This window comes from Acinetobacter sp. IK23, assembly GCF_035615275.1.
Taxonomy (GTDB): domain Bacteria; phylum Pseudomonadota; class Gammaproteobacteria; order Pseudomonadales; family Moraxellaceae; genus Acinetobacter; species Acinetobacter seifertii.
On sequence record NZ_JANBNX010000003.1, the window covers coordinates 1 to 19,306 of the forward strand.

General features: G+C 38.9%; 20 protein-coding genes and 3 pseudogenes. 7 read left to right on the forward strand and 16 right to left on the reverse strand.

The window, feature by feature from the left end:
* From MSG95_RS03125 to MSG95_RS03135, 3 genes are all read right to left on the reverse strand, one after another.
* A partial coding sequence (locus MSG95_RS03125; protein ID WP_324644952.1) for an alkyl hydroperoxide reductase subunit F domain protein occupies positions 1-309 on the reverse strand: 309 nt, incomplete at its 3' end.
* Positions 310-482: 173 nt separating this feature from the next.
* Entirely contained in the window at positions 483-1,004 is a 522-nt protein-coding gene (locus MSG95_RS03130; RefSeq protein ID WP_004702206.1) for a chromate transporter, read from the reverse strand.
* Complete coding sequence (locus MSG95_RS03135) at positions 1,004-1,564, reverse strand: chromate transporter (protein ID WP_077165548.1); 561 nt, start codon at positions 1,562-1,564, stop codon at positions 1,004-1,006. Before MSG95_RS03135 ends, MSG95_RS03130 begins: the two co-directional genes overlap by 1 nt.
* 155 nt (positions 1,565-1,719) lie before the next feature.
* On the opposite strand from MSG95_RS03135, the gene MSG95_RS03140 reads away from it, so the two are divergent.
* Positions 1,720-2,568 carry a LysR family transcriptional regulator gene (locus tag MSG95_RS03140; RefSeq protein WP_324624550.1) on the forward strand — a complete coding sequence of 283 codons (849 nt, stop codon included), beginning with the start codon at positions 1,720-1,722 and terminating at the stop codon, positions 2,566-2,568.
* A gap of 57 nt (positions 2,569-2,625) precedes the next feature.
* Here MSG95_RS03140 and arsH read toward each other — a convergent pair.
* The 4 genes and pseudogenes from arsH to MSG95_RS03160 all read right to left on the reverse strand — a co-directional run bounded on the left by arsH (position 2,626) and on the right by MSG95_RS03160 (position 5,190).
* A pseudogene (gene arsH / locus MSG95_RS03145) lies at positions 2,626-3,339 on the reverse strand (arsenical resistance protein ArsH).
* Positions 3,326-4,372: an ACR3 family arsenite efflux transporter gene (gene arsB, locus MSG95_RS03150; RefSeq protein WP_077165546.1), complete on the reverse strand. Its 1,047-nt coding sequence runs from the start codon at positions 4,370-4,372 to the stop codon at positions 3,326-3,328. Before arsB ends, arsH begins: the two are co-directional and overlap by 14 nt.
* A 10-nt stretch (positions 4,373-4,382) precedes the next feature.
* The gene (locus tag MSG95_RS03155; RefSeq protein ID WP_077165545.1) at positions 4,383-4,856 is read right to left on the reverse strand and encodes an arsenate reductase ArsC; all 474 of its coding nucleotides are present in this window, start codon (positions 4,854-4,856) and stop codon (positions 4,383-4,385) included.
* Positions 4,857-4,860: 4 nt separating this feature from the next.
* Entirely contained in the window at positions 4,861-5,190 is a 330-nt protein-coding gene (locus tag MSG95_RS03160; RefSeq protein WP_068564287.1) for a metalloregulator ArsR/SmtB family transcription factor, read from the reverse strand.
* An 84-nt stretch (positions 5,191-5,274) separates the two neighbouring features.
* Here MSG95_RS03160 and arsC point away from each other — a divergent pair, with 84 nt between their 5' ends.
* Positions 5,275-5,703 (forward strand): arsenate reductase (glutaredoxin), encoded by a 429-nt coding sequence (gene arsC, locus MSG95_RS03165; RefSeq protein ID WP_077165544.1) that lies wholly within the window; start codon positions 5,275-5,277, stop codon positions 5,701-5,703.
* 69 nt (positions 5,704-5,772) lie between these two features.
* Here the strand turns inward: arsC and MSG95_RS03170 are convergent, their stop codons facing one another.
* From MSG95_RS03170 to MSG95_RS03180, 3 genes are all read right to left on the reverse strand, one after another.
* Entirely contained in the window at positions 5,773-5,934 is a 162-nt protein-coding gene (locus MSG95_RS03170; protein WP_000784879.1) for a DUF1427 family protein, read from the reverse strand.
* Between the two features lie 57 nt (positions 5,935-5,991).
* The gene (locus tag MSG95_RS03175; RefSeq protein WP_077165543.1) at positions 5,992-7,866 is read right to left on the reverse strand and encodes an amidohydrolase; all 1,875 of its coding nucleotides are present in this window, start codon (positions 7,864-7,866) and stop codon (positions 5,992-5,994) included.
* A 109-nt stretch (positions 7,867-7,975) separates the two neighbouring features.
* The gene (locus MSG95_RS03180; protein WP_003651277.1) at positions 7,976-8,662 is read right to left on the reverse strand and encodes a hydrolase; all 687 of its coding nucleotides are present in this window, start codon (positions 8,660-8,662) and stop codon (positions 7,976-7,978) included.
* A gap of 200 nt (positions 8,663-8,862) precedes the next feature.
* On the opposite strand from MSG95_RS03180, the gene MSG95_RS03185 reads away from it, so the two are divergent.
* Positions 8,863-9,753 (forward strand): LysR family transcriptional regulator, encoded by an 891-nt coding sequence (locus MSG95_RS03185; protein ID WP_019458905.1) that lies wholly within the window; start codon positions 8,863-8,865, stop codon positions 9,751-9,753.
* A gap of 49 nt (positions 9,754-9,802) precedes the next feature.
* Here the strand turns inward: MSG95_RS03185 and MSG95_RS03190 are convergent, their stop codons facing one another.
* On the reverse strand, positions 9,803-10,543 hold the full coding sequence (locus MSG95_RS03190) for a GntR family transcriptional regulator (protein ID WP_077165542.1): 741 nt from the start codon (positions 10,541-10,543) through the stop codon (positions 9,803-9,805).
* Positions 10,544-10,940: 397 nt separating this feature from the next.
* Here MSG95_RS03190 and MSG95_RS03195 point away from each other — a divergent pair.
* Positions 10,941-11,927, forward strand: a pseudogene (locus tag MSG95_RS03195) (cytosine permease); the annotation flags it as partial.
* 9 nt (positions 11,928-11,936) lie between these two features.
* Here MSG95_RS03195 and MSG95_RS03200 read toward each other — a convergent pair.
* Positions 11,937-12,688, reverse strand: a protein-coding gene (locus tag MSG95_RS03200; protein WP_126132094.1) for an IS5 family transposase whose coding sequence is annotated in 2 segments (ribosomal slippage) — positions 11,937-12,352 and positions 12,352-12,688 — 753 coding nt in all. Because the reading frame shifts where the segments join, the coding sequence is not laid out codon by codon here.
* Between the two features lie 50 nt (positions 12,689-12,738).
* Here MSG95_RS03200 and MSG95_RS03205 point away from each other — a divergent pair.
* Both MSG95_RS03205 and MSG95_RS03210 read left to right on the forward strand, forming a co-directional pair.
* Positions 12,739-13,227, forward strand: a pseudogene (locus MSG95_RS03205) (cytosine permease); the annotation flags it as partial.
* A complete protein-coding gene (locus MSG95_RS03210) occupies positions 13,224-13,958 on the forward strand; it encodes an aspartate/glutamate racemase family protein (RefSeq protein ID WP_077165540.1) in 735 nt (244 codons plus the stop codon). The pseudogene MSG95_RS03205 and the gene MSG95_RS03210, both read left to right, overlap by 4 nt.
* A gap of 67 nt (positions 13,959-14,025) precedes the next feature.
* Here the strand turns inward: MSG95_RS03210 and tauD are convergent, their stop codons facing one another.
* Genes tauD through tauA form a run of 4 tightly spaced genes read right to left on the reverse strand, consistent with a single transcriptional unit; the run spans position 14,026 to position 17,626 of the window.
* Positions 14,026-14,907 carry a taurine dioxygenase gene (tauD, locus tag MSG95_RS03215; RefSeq protein WP_077165539.1) on the reverse strand — a complete coding sequence of 294 codons (882 nt, stop codon included), beginning with the start codon at positions 14,905-14,907 and terminating at the stop codon, positions 14,026-14,028.
* Between the two features lie 8 nt (positions 14,908-14,915).
* On the reverse strand, positions 14,916-15,785 hold the full coding sequence (gene tauC, locus MSG95_RS03220; protein ID WP_077165538.1) for a taurine ABC transporter permease TauC: 870 nt from the start codon (positions 15,783-15,785) through the stop codon (positions 14,916-14,918).
* Positions 15,782-16,576 carry a taurine ABC transporter ATP-binding protein gene (locus MSG95_RS03225; RefSeq protein ID WP_077165537.1) on the reverse strand — a complete coding sequence of 265 codons (795 nt, stop codon included), beginning with the start codon at positions 16,574-16,576 and terminating at the stop codon, positions 15,782-15,784. Before MSG95_RS03225 ends, tauC begins: the two co-directional genes overlap by 4 nt.
* 9 nt (positions 16,577-16,585) lie before the next feature.
* Positions 16,586-17,626 (reverse strand): taurine ABC transporter substrate-binding protein, encoded by a 1,041-nt coding sequence (gene tauA / locus MSG95_RS03230; RefSeq protein ID WP_077165536.1) that lies wholly within the window; start codon positions 17,624-17,626, stop codon positions 16,586-16,588.
* Between the two features lie 443 nt (positions 17,627-18,069).
* On the opposite strand from tauA, the gene MSG95_RS03235 reads away from it, so the two are divergent.
* Complete coding sequence (locus MSG95_RS03235) at positions 18,070-19,254, forward strand: hypothetical protein (protein ID WP_151819349.1); 1,185 nt, start codon at positions 18,070-18,072, stop codon at positions 19,252-19,254.
* The last annotated feature ends 52 nt before the right edge of the window (positions 19,255-19,306 follow it).

Consider the following 19,306-nt stretch of genomic DNA (forward strand, 5'->3'; position numbering starts at 1 on the left):
AACCTTCGGTGCATAACCAGACACTTGTAACAGAGCCAAGATCAAAGACGTAAACTCATGGCCCATCGGTAAGCCAGCAAAGAACACACGAGGCTGTTCACCTGCTTTAGCTACACCAAAGCTTGGATGACGTGTATTGTTGCCATCAAAACGAGCAGTCACCTTGTCAGAAAGCTCAGCGATTTCTGTCACTAACTCTTTAATTTGAGCAGCTTTATCTGATTCATCTAAAGCAGCCACTAATTCGATTGGACTTTCTAAACGTTCTAGGTAAGCTTTTAATTGAGTTTTAATGTTTTGATCTAACATCTGTTTTTACTCCAATGCATCCAAATTCTTTCAATAGATGCATAGTACGTGAAAACACAAAATAGGTGAAACAGTATGTTTTTATAGATTTAATCGGTTTTTTAGATTTTATTCTTTTCATTCAAAAAAACCAACCTGAACTTATCCCAGCGCAGGTCGGCAAACTGGTTAAACTAGAGTAACACCACACCAAATACAGCCCCAGCAATTAAGACATGTAAAGGATGAACTTTTTTAATTAAAGATAATAGAGTTGCAATGACTACCATAATGATAAGTAAAGTATTTATGGCAGCTGCCTCAGAAATAATCCAAGCACTGGCAAGCACCGTCCCCACTGTGACGGGTTGCAAAGCAAGCTGTAAAACACGGCGCCATTTTTTGTCTTTGAATTTAGACCAGCCTCTCATTACAAATACCGTAATAAGAGATGAAGGTAGAAATTTAGCGGTAGAGGCCACAAGTAAACCTGACAGTCCTGCTACATGCCATCCCACCAATGGTACAATCATCATGTTCGGACCGGGAGCTGCTTGAGCCATAGCAAACAAAGCACTAAATTCTTGTGCAGTCATCCAATGATGAATGTCAACCACTTGACGCTGCATTTCGGGCAAAATCGTGTTTCCGCCACCAAAAGCTATAAGAGACAACTGAGTAAAAATGATCGCTAAAGCAAGTAGAACTGCACCCATTACACACGTCTCCAAATAATAGATGAATAAAGTGCCAATAGAATCAGCATGGTCAAAAGTAAAGGAACTTTTAGAAAAGCAATACTGATAATTGCAGCCACGACAACACACATCGCTATCGGGTTACGTAATAATGGTTTCAACATTTTTAAGCCAGTTGCTACCAGAAGCCCTGCTGCTGCTGCTGCTAACCCTTCAAAAAGATGCTTAACCATAAGGTTGTCTTGGAACTGCTCATAGACATAATGTAAAAGTACAACAATAACAGTAGGTGCAAGGATCAGACCAATGAGCGAGCTCACTGCACCACGAACACCCCGAAACTCCATGCCAATCGCAACCGAGAGATTAATAATGTTGCCCCCTGGTAAGAATTGACACAGACCAAGTAACTCAGTGAATTTTTCAGGGCTTAGCCACTGTCTCTGCTCTACAATGACTTTTCTTGCTAAAGGTAAAACACCACCAAATCCAATTAAACCTAATGTTAAAAAACCTAAAAATAACTCTGTGCAGGTGGGTACACTCTCCTTCCGCACGGCAATCTCAACATGGTTCATTTTCGTTACTTTTCACTTTATCTGACCAAGATAGAATGATACTTTTGTGATATATCTACAAATGCTTTTATTTTCACTAAGCATACCCTAAAGGTATTTCTATGCTCGATTTACATAAGCTTCACGCCTTTGTAGTAGTGGTTTAAGAAAGAAATATTACGCATGCAGCAAATCGATTGTTTATTCAACAGCCGCCTCTAACGCGTTTACTCAAAAAACTTGAAGAAGAACTCGGTACACAATTACTTATTCGTCAACCGCGCGGGATTGAACCAACTGAGGCAGGTCTAGCTTTATTTAAAGAAGCACAGCTTTTATTAGAGCATGCTAAACATATACCCCAACTCGTCCAAGATGTTAGTCAAGGCAAAACTGGACAACTCAATATTGGTTTTACAAGTTCCGCAGGTTTACATCCGCTTATTTCGCTGGTATTGCGCTCATATCGTGAAATGTACCCAGCTGTACAGACTAAACTTGAAGAAGCAGGCAGCCAAAAGCAATTAGATTGGTTAATTTCGGAAAAGCTTGATATTGCTTTTTTAAGAGCGCCGATTAGTCGTGATATTGGTTTGAAACATCTGCATATATTAGATGAATCAATGGTAGTAGCATTGCCCATAGACCATCCACTTACAAAAAGAGAGAAAATTCGTTTAGTTGACTTATCTGATGAGAATTTTGTTTTATATCGTCGTTCTTCGGGACAAGGTTTATATGACAATATTTTATATAGCTGCTATCAGGCAGGTTTTAGTCCGCGCATTGTTCAGGAAGCACCTCGACCTACCGCAACATTAAATTTAGTCGCTGCTGGAATTGGTATAACGATTGTGCCAGCCTCAATGCATAACTTTTGGGAACATGGAATTGTCTATCGAGAATTTGATGATTCAATAAAACTGAATGCGCCTATTTACTTGATTACACGTGAAAATGAAAACTCGGCTAAAGTTTCAAACTTTATTGAACTATTACAAAAACTTTTGCCCACAATCACCTGAGTGTAAAAACTAAGCAATAAAAAGTGCTCCAAATGAAGCACTTTTTCATGAAGCTGTTTATTTTTGATTTACTCGTTTTGACAGCTCTTCTGCCGATTCTTTGCGCTCAGAATAGCGATCTGTCAAATATTCTTTTTGCCCACGCGTTAATAATGTGAACTTATACAACTCCTCCATCACATCAACAATTCGATCATAGTAAGAAGAAGGTTTCATACTGCCATCTTCCTCAAACTCCAAAAATGCTTTTGCGACAGATGACTGATTTGGGATGGTAATCATACGCATCCAACGACCTAAAATACGCATTTGATTGACTGCATTAAAAGATTGCGAACCACCACTGACTTGCATGACTGCTAGGGTTTTACCCTGAGTTGCACGGATTGCTCCAAATGCTAAGGGAATCCAGTCAATTTGAGCTTTTAAAATAGAACTCATCGCACCATGACGTTCAGGCGAACACCAGACCATGCCTTCCGCCCAAGCTAATAGTGTATGTAATTCTTGGACTTTAGGATGATCTGTTCCTGCATCCTCAGGCAAAGGTAAACCTTTAGGATGAAAGATTTTGACTTCAGCACCTAAATATTCAAGGATTCAGCCAGCAGTCAGCACAGCAAAACGACTATAAGAGCGTTCACGATTAGAACCATATAGCAATAAAATCCGAGGAGGATGCTCAAGCTGCTGTGCTTGCACTTGCTCAAATGTAGGCTTATCTAGAAGATTTAATGCTACATTTGATAAATCATTATTAAGACTGTTCATGTGAGAAATACTTTTTCTTGAGCCAAAGAGAAACGGTAACGAGTGAAATTAAAACGGGAACTTCAACCAACGGCCCAATCACTGTGGTAAAAGCGACAGGTGATGCTAAACCAAATGTTGCGATAGCAACCGCTAATGCCAACTCAAAATTGTTGCCAGCAGCGGTAAATGAAATAGCAGTGGTACGTGGATAGTTATTCCCCATCCGTTTACTCATAAAGAAGCTAATGAAGAACATTACGACAAAGTAAATCGTAAGTGGAATCGCAATACGTAATACATCTAAAGGTAAGCTCACTACATCCCCACCTTTTAGACTAAACATCGCCACAATAGTAAAAAGTAAAGCAATTAAACTAATCGGGCTGATCTTTGGTAAAAATTTACTTTGATACCATTCCACCCCTTTCGACTTGACTAAAATCAAACGCGTCAAGAATCCCATTAAAAATGGAATACCTAAGTACACCAAAACCGCGTGTGTAATCGTCCAGAAATTCACATCAATGACTTGCCCTGCCACACCAAAATACGGCGGCAAAAAGGTCAAGAATAGCCAAGCATACGTACTGAAAAATAAGATTTGGAAAATACTGTTAAAGGCAACTAACGCTGCAACATATTGGTTATCACCGCAGGCTAAACCATTCCAAACCAGAACCATGGCAATACAACGTGCCAAGCCAATTAAAATAAGGCCCGTCATATACTCTGGATAGTGATGTAAGAAAATAATCGCAAGGATAAACATTAAAACTGGAGCAATAATCCAGTTTTGTACCAACGATAGAGTTAAGGTTTTCTTATCTTTAAATACTTCTGGTAACGCAGCATAATCAACCTTAGATAAAGGTGGATACATCATCAAAATTAAGCCGATTGCGATCGGGATATTCACGTTATCTACACTTAACTCATTTAAAGACATAGATACCTGAGGAAAGAAAACTCCAATGGCTAAACCTAAAGCCATGGCTATAAAAATCCATAGCGTCAAATTTCGGTCTAAAAAGGAAAGTTTTTGCTTAGTCATGTCTGCTTTCTTACTCAATATGAGAGATTTCATTAATCTCAGCAATTAAATGTGAACGGTTTAGGTTCGCAACATCAAGTGCAAACAATGCATCTAAACGACGATTAATATGAGCTACAGTATCTTGGAATGCTTTAAGCTTTTCTTCTTTTGGCAAGTCCAAATGAGATGGATCACTTAAGCCCCAGTGTGCTTTGATTGCGCCACCTAAATAAAGTGGGCATGCTTCTTGTGCAGCAGAATCACAGACTGTAATCACAACATCTGGTTGATACTGTTCGCAGTCATCAATAGTTTTACTCCATAACCCTTCTGTTGAAAGACCTAAGTTTTCAAGTGTTTCAATGGTTAATGGATGCACCTGCCCTGATGGTTTACTGCCTGCGCTATACGCTTTCCAATTTTCTGGTGCACGACTATTAAATAAAACTTCTGACAAAATACTACGGCAACTGTTTCCAGTACATAAAAATAAGAATTTCATGGTCTTACTCACAATAGGTAGAAATAGAAGAAAACTTTGAAGATGATTGATTCACTAAACTTTCATCTTGGTTTCCTATAGTTTTCAAAACTTCAACAGCCCAATTTGGTAAATCTGGATTGACGCTGTAATACACCCATTGCCCCTGTCGTGCATCAAGTAAAATGCCATGAGTTCTTAATAAGGCCAAGTGACGAGAAATTTTCGGTTGGCTCAACTCAAGCTGTTCAGTTAACTCACAAACACAAATATTTTGTTTGTTTAGAACTAATTTAAGAATATTTAACCGAGTTTGGTCAGATAGACATTTAAAGAAATCGACTTGGTTGATCATATATTCAACAGAGTATATTCGTTATTGCAAATATACGGATATCCATATATAAATGCAATATCTTAATTTGACAATAAATTTACCATGACTGAGCTAGTGAAGATTTACCATAACCCTGCTTGCGGAACCTCACGCAATACATTGGCGCTTATTCGTCATGCAGGACTTGAGCCTATTGTTATTGAATATTTGCAAACACCACCAAGTAAAGATGAATTGATTCAACTCATTAAGGATTCAGGCTTAACTGTACGTGAATCAATTCGTAAAAATGTTGATCCCTACAAAGATTTAGAGTTAGAACAAAACCATTGGACAGACGAGCAATTAATTGATTTTATGGTGGAGTATCCAATTTTAATTAATCGCCCATTTGTGGTTACACCAAAAGGCACACGACTTTGCCGTCCTTCTGAAGTCGTGCTCGACATTTTAGATTCAAAAAACTTAGGCTATTTTGCAAAAGAAGATGGCGAAGTGATTATTGACGAACAAGGCCGTCGTATAAAGTGATCGAAGATACTTATTAATATAAAAAGCTAAATGGCATAGCACCATTTAGCTTTTTTTGAATGAAACAGATTAAAAATAAGACTTAATAAAAGGAAGCAGTTGCTCTCCTATTACCATGCCTAATAATCCGACTAACGCAACAAGAGGTGGAGCTGGTGACTTAACATTTAGAACGTAATATAAGACACCAACAAGCAACCCTACAGCCAAAGATAACAAGTACATTTTCATCGTACATACCTTAGGGAAACAAGCCATTTCAAGAGGCAGGTTCCCATACTGTTTTATTTAAAATGCAAAACACGAACACCCTAGTGCGCCCCAGAAAGATTTTTTGTCCTTATCATTTACAGGAACATCAAGCATCCAAGCGTGGTTGTGTCCATGCATGCCACAGCTGCTGGCACATTCACACAATGCACTTTGTGACTGTAATGATTGATTCGACGGTGCATTACGATTTTCAGATAAACGCCACTGACCACCAAAGCGTTTTACCGGCGACCATGCTGGAGATGCTGGCGGCAACGGCGGATCGTCTTGCTTAAACTCAGCCCCTGCATATACCACTTTTCCACCTAAAACAGTGAGTACAGACTCAGTCCACTGGATATCTTCTGCTTCAACTTTAAAGTAGTCATCAGACAACACGACCAAGTCAGCAAGTTCCCCGGTTGTGAGTGAACCTTTGACATCTTTTTCACCTGAGAACCAAGCCGAACCTTTAGTCCAGAGTTTGAGTGCAGTCTGACGGTCTAATAGATTTTTTTCATCATAGAGTGGCAAACCACCCACTGTTTTACCAGTACTTAGCCAATACAAACACACCCAAGGGTTATAAGAGGCAACACGAGTCGCATCTGTCCCCGCACCCACAGGAACACCGAGTTCTAACATTTTCTTAACTGGTGGCGTTGCCTGAGCAGCCTCGGCACCATAGCGTTTTACGAAAATCTCACCTTGATATGCCATACGGTGTTGAATGGCAATACCACCGCCCAACGCACCAATACGTTCAATATTACGCTCAGATACGGTTTCGGCGTGGTCAATAATAAATCGAGTTGCGAATGGCTGTTTTGAATTGACACGCTCAAATACATTGAGCAAACGATTAATACTTTCATCGTAAGTTGCATGAATACGGAATGGCCATTTCTTTTCAGCCAAGTGCTCTACGATGGCTTCGAGTTCACCTTCCATTTTTTCTGGTAAATCCGGACGAGGTTCATAGAAATCTTCAAAGTCACCCGCCGACCACGTCAGGTTTTCACCTGCTCCATTCATTCTAAATAGTTCATCACCATCGCCCGGAAATGTCATTTCTGTCCAGCGGCGATAGTCATCAAGCTCTTGGCCTGCCTTCTGAGCAAATAGATTATAAGCAATTCGCACTGTCATTTGATTTTGATCGTGTAATTGCTTAATCACATCATAATCTTCAGGATAGTTTTGACCACCACCACCTGCATCAATTGCCGAAGTAATGCCTAATCGATTTAGTTCGCGCATGAAATGACGAGTTGAATTGACTTGATCTTCAACTGGTAATTTTGGTGCTTTCCCTAAGGTTGAATACAAAATCATAGCGGATGGAGTTGCGAGCAACAGACCTGTTGGTTCACCCTTTGCATCTCGTACAATTTTGCCTCCGGGTGGATCTGGAGTGTCTTTATTAAAGCCTAATACATCAAGCGCAGCTCGGTTGAGCATCGCACTGGCGTATAAATGTAAAACGAAGACAGGAGTATCTGGCGCAGCTTTATTAATTTCTTCTAAACTTGGTAAACGCTTTTCAGCAAACTGGAACTCAGTCCAACCGCCTACTACACGAACCCATTGTGGAGCTGGCGTATTATCTGCTTGTTCCTTGAGTAAGCGTAGTGCATCTGCAACAGATGGCACACCTTCCCAGCGCAGTTCCATATTATAATTTAGGCCACCACGAATAATATGCAAATGACTGTCATTTAGGCCCGGTATAACACGACGACCATTTAAATCTACGACTTTACTTGTAGGTGTTGCGAGCTTCATAACCTCATCATTTGTACCCGTACGTACGACTTTACCATCTGCAATCGCAATTGCTTGTACTTCGGGGTTCTGAGGATCTAATGTTGTGATTTTACCGTTTATGAGTATGAGGTTTATTTCGGTCATTCTGAACTCCATTCTTGTGAATTATCGTTCTAAAAAATAAAGGCATATCTGTATTAATATCACTTAAATATTGAATACTAGACATGCCTTTACCTAAATCAGTACTGTTTTATTTTGCAGGAACTGGTGCAAGTACTTCGTGTTTTGATGTGGTACGTTCAGGTGCCTTATGTACCATCGTATAGGCATAATCAACGCCCATACCGTAAGCACCAGAATGCTCACGTACAATTGCCATAACTGCATCATAGGTATCACGGTGTGCCCAATCACGTTGCCATTCAAGTAAGACTTGCTGCCAAGTTACCGGAACAACACCTGCTTGAATCATGCGTTGCATAGAATAATCGTGCGCTTCTTTCGATGTGCCACCCGAAGCATCCGCAACCATATAAATTTCATAATCGCCTTCAAGCATGGCACCAAAAGCAAAAGTGTTATTGCACACTTCAGTCCACAAACCTGAAACAATCACTTTTTTACGATTATTTTTTGCAAGAGAATCACGTACCTTTTGGTCATCCCATGAATTCATTGAAGTACGTTCTAGTAATGGAGCATCTGGAAATACGTCTAAAAGTTCTGGATAGGTATGACCAGAGAAGCTTTCAGTTTCAACTGTCGTAATCGTGACAGGAATATTGAATGTTTTAGCTGCTTTTGCTAACCCTACAGTATTATTCTTTAATACTTGGCGATCTATTGACTGTACCCCAAAAGCCATTTGTGGCTGATGATCAATAAAAATAACCTGACAATTCGTTGGTGATAATTGTTCTAAAAGTGATTTATTCATGAATAACTCCGTTATTACTGATAAGTTTTGTGTTTAAGTAAATAATCTAATGTTTATTATCAAAACAGATAAAAATGTAAAAAAATAGACAGTAAATCAGCTCGAATCTGTATGCTGTACGAATACAATAAAATCAATGATTGCTTTTTAATTTTTATAGTTTAATCATTGATATATATTTTTTTAACTTTTGCTTATCCATGGATCGATTAGACTGTATTTCCACTTTTGTAAGTGTCGTAGAGCATGGGAATTTTAGTAGCGCAGCCAGAGCACTCGACATCTCTCGTGACTTAGTTGCCAAACGTGTTTGCTACCTCGAAAACGACCTCAGAACCACACTGTTAACCAGAACAACAAGACAGATGAACCTCACCTCTTGTGGGGAAAAATTTTATCAACATAGTAAAGTCATTTTAAGTGAGTTTGAATGGGCTGCCTATGAAATTAGCTACAATCAGCAGTACCCTGAAGGCGAACTTAAGCTCAATACACCCATGTCTTTTAGCAATATTTTTCTTCAACATATCATTTCAGACTTTATAGAGAAATATCCTAGTATCAAAATTGATTTATTCATGACTGATCAGCTATTAGACACGAATAATAATAAATTTGATTTAACCATTCGTGTAGATGGTTCACCTCCAAATTTGGCAAATAGTAAAATATTAAATACCTATCAACGATATTTATATGCAACACCTGAATATTTTAATCAGCATGGCCTGCCAACCTCTTTAGAAGAACTTAAAGAACATAAATTTCTGATTTACTATCAAGATAGCCGACATAAAAAATTGATTTTCCAAAAAGATCAAAAAGAGGTGTCCTTTAATTGCTTCCCTGTGATGACCTGTAATAATGGGGAATTATTATTAGATATGTGCTTGAAAGATCACGGTATCGTTTTTCTTCCAGAGTTTATTGCAGAGCCTTATTACAAAGAAGGCAAATTACAGAAATGTTTGGAGGACTACACCAGTCAGCCGCTTCACTTATATGTCACATGGCCAAACCGTAAGATTTTATCGAAGAAGGTCAAACTATTTATTGATTTTCTAACGCGTCAAATCGTTCCTATAAAATAACCAATCTGGGCATTTTCCATAGGAATTGGCTCATTATTTTTTATTTAGTTTAAATAGTTTCAATTTTTCTATTTTTAAATAAATTTAATAAATTTTGTTCTGCTGTTGCTGTGCTGTCTTCTTCAACAAATGTCGTCGCGTAGTGTTCTAAATGCTCTTCCATCAATTGAGTTGCTCGCTTTTCATCGCCTTGCTCAATGGCATTTAAAATTGCACGATGTTCATCTGCCGAACAATTATTATGTTTGGGAATTTCATATAACCCAATTAATAACGAAGTTCTTGCAATAAGCGTCTGCAAATAACTGCTCATAATTGTATTTTGATTTGCTTCAATCAGTTTTAAATGAAATTGCCCTGATAGCTTAATCCACTCAGCCCAATTGCCAGCTAAACGCTCATGAGACTCTTGATCTACTAAACCTCGAAGCTCACTAAAATCTAGGCTATGTGACTTTTGAGCTAGCTTTTTTACAGTAGCGATTTCAAGCATGCTGCGTGCTTCAAACACCTCTTTTGTTTCATGAGCACTATGTTTTGCGATGAGTGCTCCACGATTGGGCTGAATTTCGATGACCTTATCATGGGCAAGTTTGACAAAAACACGTCTTAACACTCCTCGCGTTACACCAAATGCTTCACACAAAGGTGCTTCAACTAAACGTGCGCCAGGGGCAAGTTGTCGATTTAAGATAGCATCTACAATAGCGTTATATATATGGTCATCAATTTCATCATTGCTCATTTCTACGGCTTTTTTTGGTGCATTCGATGGCATTGATTTTTCCATTTTTTATTGATGCTCCCTCTTTTTAAAACTTTATCTCGTGACAGTAGTGTAAGTTTAACTTAAGCGTTTTGGAATATCGCTCTCATTCCCAAACCACTTATGATGAGCTAAACAATCCAATATTAGACATCTAAATATCCACTTATACACCTAAATTTACTTACTTTTTATAAAAAATTAAGCACTTCTCATTTTCTAAATTTGTCTCTTCATATCCAAAATCCATACCAGTTTTAATGACTCATAAATGCTACTTCCTAAATTTGGCATAACTTTTGCTCAATTGAAATTGTGCACAATTTAAATATCACATTGTACACAATTTTAATTTCATTCTTTTAGACAGAAAAACAATGCTGCTGAAAGTGCCTCCATCTTAAGGAAGTGAGTGTTCAAGATGAATAATACCGAAGCAATAATTAAACCTTCTTATGATGCAAAACTGACAAATCAAGACTTAGCTCCTTTAAAAAACCAAACATGGGGCGCTTATAATATTTTTGCTTTCTGGATGTCTGATGTTCATAGTGTCGGCGGTTATGTCATGGCTGGGAGCCTTTTTGCACTCGGGCTCAATAGCTGGCAGGTACTTTTATCTTTACTCATCGGCATTGCCATAGTTCAGTTTTTTACAAACCTCATTGCCAAGTCTAGCCAACAAACTGGCACGCCCTATCCTGTTATTTGCCGCGCAACCTTCGGTGTACTTGGTGCAAATATTCCTGCTGTTATTCGTGGTCTTATTGCTGTCGCGTGGTATGGCATTCAAACCTATTTAGCCTCAAGTGCTTTCTTATTAGTCATTTTAAAGTTCTTTCCAGAATGGTCGGTCTATGCCGATGTTTCAACTTATGGCTTTCTTGGGCTTTCCTATTTAGGATGGGTTGGATTCATGCTGCTTTGGCTACTGCAAGCGATTGTTTTTTGGTCTGGCATGGATAGTATTCGTAAATTCATTGACTGGGCAGGTCCAGCTGTCTACATCGTAATGTTTGCGATGGCAGTATGGCTCATCTGGAAAGCTGGCTGGCAAAATATTGATTTAAACTTGAGCGGTGTTCAATACGACGGTTTTGCGGTTGTACCAGTCATGATTGGTGCTATTGCTCTCGTTGTTTCATATTTTTCAGGGCCTATGCTGAACTTTGGTGACTTTTCTCGTTACGGCAAAAGTTTTAATGCCATTAAAATGGGGAACTTTCTTGGGCTACCGATTAACTTCTTAGGCTTTTCTTTACTTACTGTGGTGTGTATTGCGGCAACGCTTCCAGTCTACGGCAAGCTCATTACAGACCCTGTCGAGATGGTTGGAAAACTTGATAATACCTTTGTGGTGATTTTAGGCAGTTTAACCTTAATGATTGCCACCATCGGGATTAGGGTCTGTTGAGAATTACCGAGAGTTAATTACACTCGCGCACAATTGAATCATGGCTTCAAAACTCGTATCTGTTTTACAACTACGCATCGCTATACGTTTAAATTCTTTTAACTTACAGAAATAGTTTTCAATGAGATGACGCCATTTATACATAGTCGTATCAAATGCTCTCATTACTTTTCGATTAGATTTGGGTGGGATCACCACTTTGACTTTACGTTCATTGAGCTCTTGGATGAGCCAATCTGCATCAAATGCTTTATCAGCCAGTAATGCTTGAAAATCAATATCTTCAATTAAAGGTTTGGTTTCTACTAAATCGTGATATTGACCAGGCATTAATCGAAACTTAATGAGGTTGCTTAGACTATCCACTAAGGCAAGAATTTTACAGGTCATTCCACCTCGAGATTTACCTATAGACTGTTTGAAAGTCCCCCTTTTGCACCTTGCCCATGTCGATGAACTTTAACAATCGTTCCATCAATCATGGCGTATTCCAAATCAACATCTTCATTTACAGATGCAAAAATAGTTTCAAATACACCAGCTTTCACCCAATCACGGTATCTTTTAAAGACGGTATTCCATTTACCAAAATGAGCAGGTAGATCACGCCATGGACTGCCTGTACGGGCAATCCATAGGACTGCTTCTAAAAATAATCGATTATCTTTTCCACTACGACCTCGATCGGTCACTTTACCTAGGCAAAAAGGTTCCATTTTTGCCCATTGGGCATCAGTAAGTATGTATCTATCCATAGTACTATTATAAATTAATCAGTAGCCTTTGTTAATTCTCAACAAGCCCTAATATTGTCGCTAACTTTGTTTCACCTGCCTTTGATTTTTCCAACGTTTCACCGAGCAAAATTAGCTGGCGCATGGGTGGAATGATTGCAGCAGTTGGTTCAATTTTCATTACCCCATGGAATTTATTTAATAATCCTCAAGTGATCCATTACACCATTGATATTTTGGGTGCATTTATTGGTCCACTTTTTGGCGTATTGATAGCCGATTTTTACCTCGTTAAAAAACAAAAAATCGAAGTAGATGATTTATATACCTTAGATACCAAAGGTTCGTATTGGTACAAAAATGGTTATAACCACTCTGCCTTTTATGCCTTAATTCCAGCTTCATTAATTCCTATTCTATGTGTGCTGTTACCCCAATTATCTGCTCTTGCTAATTTCACATGGTTTATTGGGATGGGATTCGGTTTTGTCATTTACCGATTTCTTAACCAACCGCTTGCCCATGTTAAATCGGCAATGACTAAGGTAAAAGTACAATGAAAATTAAAATTATTAATCCCAATACCACCCAAAGTATGACAGACAAAATTGCTGCATCAGCAAAGATAGTTGCAAGTTCTGGTACTCAAATTATTGCAGTGAGTCCTCAAATGGGCCCTGCAACGATTGAAAGTTATTATGATGAGGTTCTAAGTGCCGTAGGTGTGTTGGAGGAAATTCGCCAAGGTGAGCATCTAGGTGTAAATGCTTATATTATTGCCTGTTTTGGTGACCCTGCACTTTATGCTGCCCGTGAAATGACGTCAGCACCTGTGATTGGAATTGCCGAAGCAGCTATGCGAACTGCAAGTTATATCAGTACTGGGTTTAGTATAGTCACCACCTTACAACGTACAGTGAATATGAGTTGGCATCTGGCTCATCGCTATGGGGCTACGCCATTTTGTAAAAATGTTCGAGCTTGTGACATTGCAGTTGAAGAGTTGGAGCTTCCTGATTCAAATGCTTATCGGACCATACGAGATGAGTGCAAAAAAGCACTCGCTGAAGATAAAAGCGATGCAATTGTTTTGGGCTGTGCAGGTATGAGTGATTTATGCCTAAAGCTACAAAACGAGTTGGGAGTGATTGTTATTGACGGCGTTACAGCAGCCGTTAAACAAGCTGAAATGTTAGTTCAGTTAAATTTAAAAACCAGCAAAGTTGGTGATTGGGCCTCACCTCCTGTAAAGAACTACACAGGTATATTGTCAGGATTTGGAATGAACTAAAGAGTTATTGTTTCAATTCCAACTCAAAACGCTACGTTGGAATTGAAACAAAGAATAATTAAAGGAATTAAGCCTCTGCTAACTCTGGCTGTTGTTCTTCTTTATAAAACGGCACATCACCATTAATAGTTGCACGGTGCATGATGCGATGAGCATCGCCATAATCAAATAATGCTTTATGTTGTGTGCAACGGTTATCCCAAATCGCGATATCACCATCTTGCCACTTCCAACGCAAATGAAATTGCTCTTGGGTCGCATGTTCAAACAAGAAATTAAGTAACTGTTCGCTTTCTTGTTCAGGTAACTCATTAATGCGAGTGGTAAAGCCCTCACTTACAAACAACAAAGGCTCACCTGTAACAGGATGGGTACGCACCACTGGGTGAACCACTGGTGGGTTACGCTTAAATGTTTGCAAAAGCTTTTCACGTTCTTCTTCGTTATAAGCAAAACGTTCAAGCGGAAAAGACTTACGAATATCGTGTGTTGCGGTTAAGCCACGTAGTTTTTGCTGTAGTTCGAGCGGAAGCCCTTTAAAAGCTGCTGTGTTGCTCGACCATAATGTATCTCCGCCTACAGGTGGAATTTTAATGGCTTGCAACACACAGCCCAATGGTGGAGTTTTACTAAAAGTCACATCTGTGTGCCAAAGTTCATTGTCACGCAAATCTTGTTTCCAACTGTCGAGCACCATCACTTCAGGTACATCTTCAATTGAAGGATAAATCGGGTGCACATGTAAGCTGCCAAAACTGCGTGCCAAGTCTGCTTGTGCTTGTGGCGCTAATTGTTGCTTTCGAAAAAAAATGACCTGATGATCAAGCAAAGCCTGCTGGATTTGTTGCGTTGTCTGTTCATTTAACGCATTCAAATCGATATCGTGAATAATTGCGCCAATGGTAGGCTTGATCACTTCAATATTTAAGTTTGCTACTACTGTATTCATCTTCTTTACTACAACTGCTGACCATACCAAGGAGAAAACTGTTTTTGTAACCAACGTAAAAACAGCTCAAAACTAACTGCGACAATCGCAATGACAATAATGCCTAGAATCACCGTATCGGTAATTAAGAACTGCGCTGCCGATTGCACCATAAAACCAATACCGCGATCCGCTGCAACCAACTCTGCTGCAACTAAGGTTGACCAGCCCACCCCAAGACCAATACGAATCCCGGTAATAATATGAGGTAAAGCCGTTGGTAAAATGACATGCCAAAATACTTGTGTCTGACTTGCCCCTAGCGACAGTGCAGCACGTTCACGATTAAGCTGATGACTTAATACACCGTGTGCACTACTAATAATGACAGGTGCCAATATCGAGAAGAAAATCAAAAGTACTTTTGTGGTTTCGCCAATACCGAACCAAATTACGAGTAAAGGTAAATAAGCTAACGGCGGAATTGGACGTAATAATTCAACCAAAGGATCTAGAACAGCGCGAACCCATTTGTTCAGGCCCATCCATAAACCCAGTGGTACACCAATCACTACTGCAGCAATCAAAGCTAAAAATACACGAGAGATACTGGCTGCCAAGTGTTGCCATAAAGTAGCTTTCATAAAGCCTTCTCGGCTGACCGATATAAATTTTTGCCAGACTGCCTGTGGGCTCGGTAAAAACAGTTCAGGTACAACATGCAAAGCAGTAATAAGAAACCAGAGTGCAACCACACTTCCCACACTAATTATGCTGACTGCCAAAGTGCGATGCTTCTCAAAAAATGACGATAGAAATGAAGCATTTTCTGTTTGCACATCTGGCTTAAGTTTTAGCTCTGCTTTGTCATACTCATAGACGTTATCTTTAGTGTTCATGTAGGTAACGCCTCCTTACCGCTTTGTTTTTGAGCCCTTAAACTTTCAAATAACTGCTCTCTGAACTGAATAAATTGAGGGTCCGATTTAATCGAACGAATAGACTCACCCTGTCGATATCGTTGAGCAAAATCGAGATGTAGAGTTTCTACAATTTTGCCTGGATGCGCTGTCATTAGAACTAACTGATTGCTGAGTAATAATGCTTCTTCAATGTCATGAGTAATTAAAAAGAAGCTTTTATTTTGTTGAATCCATAAATCGAGCACTAACTGCTGCATGTTTTCACGCGTAAAAGCATCTAATGCGGCAAAAGGTTCATCTAATAAAATAAACGGCGCGTGACTAATCAAAGCTCTGGCAATACCAACACGTTGTTTCATACCACCGGAAAGTTCCCATATATTGGCTTTTTCAACGTGACTTAAACCTACAATTTTTAAAATTGCACTCACTTGTTTCTCAATCTCTGCACGTTTTAAACCTTTTAACTGCAAAGCGAAGCCAACATTATCTGCAACATTCAACCAAGGAAGTAAGGCGTGATCCTGAAATACAACAGCGCGGGTTACATCTGGACCAGTTACCACTTCATGATTTACAAGTACATCACCAGAGCTTGGCTTTTGAAACCCTGCCAAGATATTAAGCAAAGTTGTTTTGCCACAACCCGACTCACCCAAAATCACGGTTAAAGAACCTTCTTCAATGGTTAGGTTAATGTCTTGTAAAACTGGCTTTTGCTGTTTAGGAAAAGTCAGATGAATATGTTTGGCTTCAAGTACACTCATGACAACTCCTTAAGGCTGCAAAAATGAAGAATTCACATTGCCTTTATAATCGGCTTTCAATTGATCGACCTTGCCCTGACCTTTTAAGAACTTCGCTGTATCAAAAATATTTTGTGCGAATTCACCATCTAACGTTTGTTTTTGCTGTGCACGGTCAAGGTAAATATTTCCACTTAATAAAAGCGGGATATCTTTTGGATCAGAACCAGTAAGCTGCGCAATTTTTTGCACGTTATCGGCATCTTTAACGTAAGCGGCTGGATCTTGATTATATTTTTCAAGCTGCTCAAGCGTGGTTTTGACAAAAGCTTTTAAGAAGTCAGGATTTTTCTCTGCAAAATCTTTACGTACAACCCATAAGTCATAAGTTGGAGCACCCCATTCACCCACTTGTTTTGAGTCGGTTAAAACCGTACCAGATGCTTTGGCTTTACTTAAAGCAGGTTCCCACACATAGGCTGCATCAATATCACCACGTTCCCAAGCAGCTGAAATTTCAGGTGGACGCAAGTTAATAATTTTTACTTTGTCTTCTGGAATGTTCCAGTGTTTAAGTGCAGACAAAAGGCTGTAATGCGTAGTTGAAACAAACGGTACAGCAATGGTTTTGCCAATTAAATCTTGAGGAGTTTTAATGCCTGATTTATTACTTACTACTAGCGCTTCAGACGCACCAAGTTTTGATGTAATTAAGAATACTTCAATCGGTAAATCACGGCTTGCCGCAGCAGCAAGTGGGCTTGAACCAATATTGCCAAGTACGACATCGCCTGAAGCCAGAGCATTAACAACGTCTGAGCCTGCATCAAATTTCTTCCATTGAATGTTACGTTGACTTTGTTTTTCGTAGTCACCATTGGCCTGTGCAACTTTACTTGGGTCCACCCCAGTTTGATAGGCAATCACGACAGGTTTGTTGTCACGAACTAAAGCACTTGTATTATTGTCTTTTTTATTTTGCCATACGATAAATGCAACAATTGCGACGATCACAATTGCCGTGACAATCAGCGGTTTGGTCTTCGTGCTCATAATTTCATGATCTTTCAATAATATAAGCCTATGGTATGCAGCCGGCTTTATAATGAAAAATAAAAAAATATGAGTTGCTTATCTAGTTTTTATAAATAACTTTTCTTCATAAGTTTTTATCTTTTGGTAAAAAGCAAATTTTAAGTAATCTTATAGAATAGATACAAAATTAAAATACTTATATATCAATAATTAAAAACGTTATTCCCAAATCATATGATTGGAAAAGCCTGACATAAGCTCTCTAGTATTTTATCCTACTCACCTTTAATCATTTTTTCTTTTGGTCTATCGCATTAGATGTTTTACGTCTAATTAATTTTCGCCATTTTTTATAAAGATCAGATTTTATTATCTTTTTATCTTAAAACCTCTGCAAATATTGAGATTTAGACAAATCTTTTTCTGGTTTATACATTACGCAAGTTTAATTTTTTATTTTTAAGAGGAGAAAATATATTTTGTTTAAACATCCCCAAAATTTAAAAAAAATATTCATCGCTACGACTTTGACTACCTTTAGTCTTTCAAGCCATGCAGCGCTTACCTTTGGTAATGCTGAAGAAGGTGAACTTAAAGTAAGTGGTACTGTTCGGGCTAAATATGTTTATGATTTTGACTCTGAACCCTCTACCAGTAAATTTTCTTTTAATGACGCGGTATTATGGTTGGACTACAACTCCCCGAAATGGATTGGCCGCTTAGATTATCGGGTTTATGAATATTACGGGCGTTTAGGTGATGCAAATTGGCTCACCGATGCATGGTTGGGTTATAAAATTAATGACAATAGTAAAATTATTGTTGGCTTAAACCCTGTTCCTTTTGGCTTGGGTCGCTTTTGGGGAAATACTTATTATTTAGGCATTGCCAATAGTGCGGGTTGGGAGGATGTACACAACCTTGGCGTGAAATATGATTTCAATGATGGAATCAATGAGGCACAATTTGCCTTTTATCCTACCGATGGTGGCACCTATAGAGGTAAAAGCAAAGACTCGAGTCGATTTAGTATCAACCCTGTCAATGCAGATGACTCTGTACCAGAAGGCACCAATACCAAAGAAAAGAACTCCATTGTTGTTCGTGGTGCTCATACCTTTAAAAATGTCTTAGGCCAAGAAAATTTCTCTACCCAACTAGGTGCTTCTGCATGGTATTCCACCATTGAAAACAAACGCTCAGGGCAAGATGGGAATCGCCAAGTCTATTCGGTTTTTAGCAACACCAATTATAACCAATGGAATTTACAGCTTTTGGCTGGTTATCAAGACATTGATAATGCCGACAATCAATATAAAGACCACCTGACTTTAGGTGGTTTCGATTATTCATTTAACTCGGCAACTAAAGGTCAGATTTATTCAGCCGAACTCAGCTATTTGTTCCCTCAGCAATTTGGCCCAATTACCTCTGTTCGCCCCTACCTAAACTATAGTTCTTATCGAAAAGAGCAAGATGGCTTTAAAGATTCAACCCGTTTTATTCCCGGCATTGCCTTTAACTATCAAAAATTGACAGTACAAGCCGAGTTACTGATGGGTAAACACGATCCATATTTAGGAGATAGTGAAGGTCTTGCGGCTGGCGGAACCAATAATAAATGGAACAAAAAAGCATTTGTAATTTTTGCTTATTACTTCTAATTTTTAATAGAAAGGCCAACAGATGTTGGCCTTTCTTTTTATTTAGAATTTA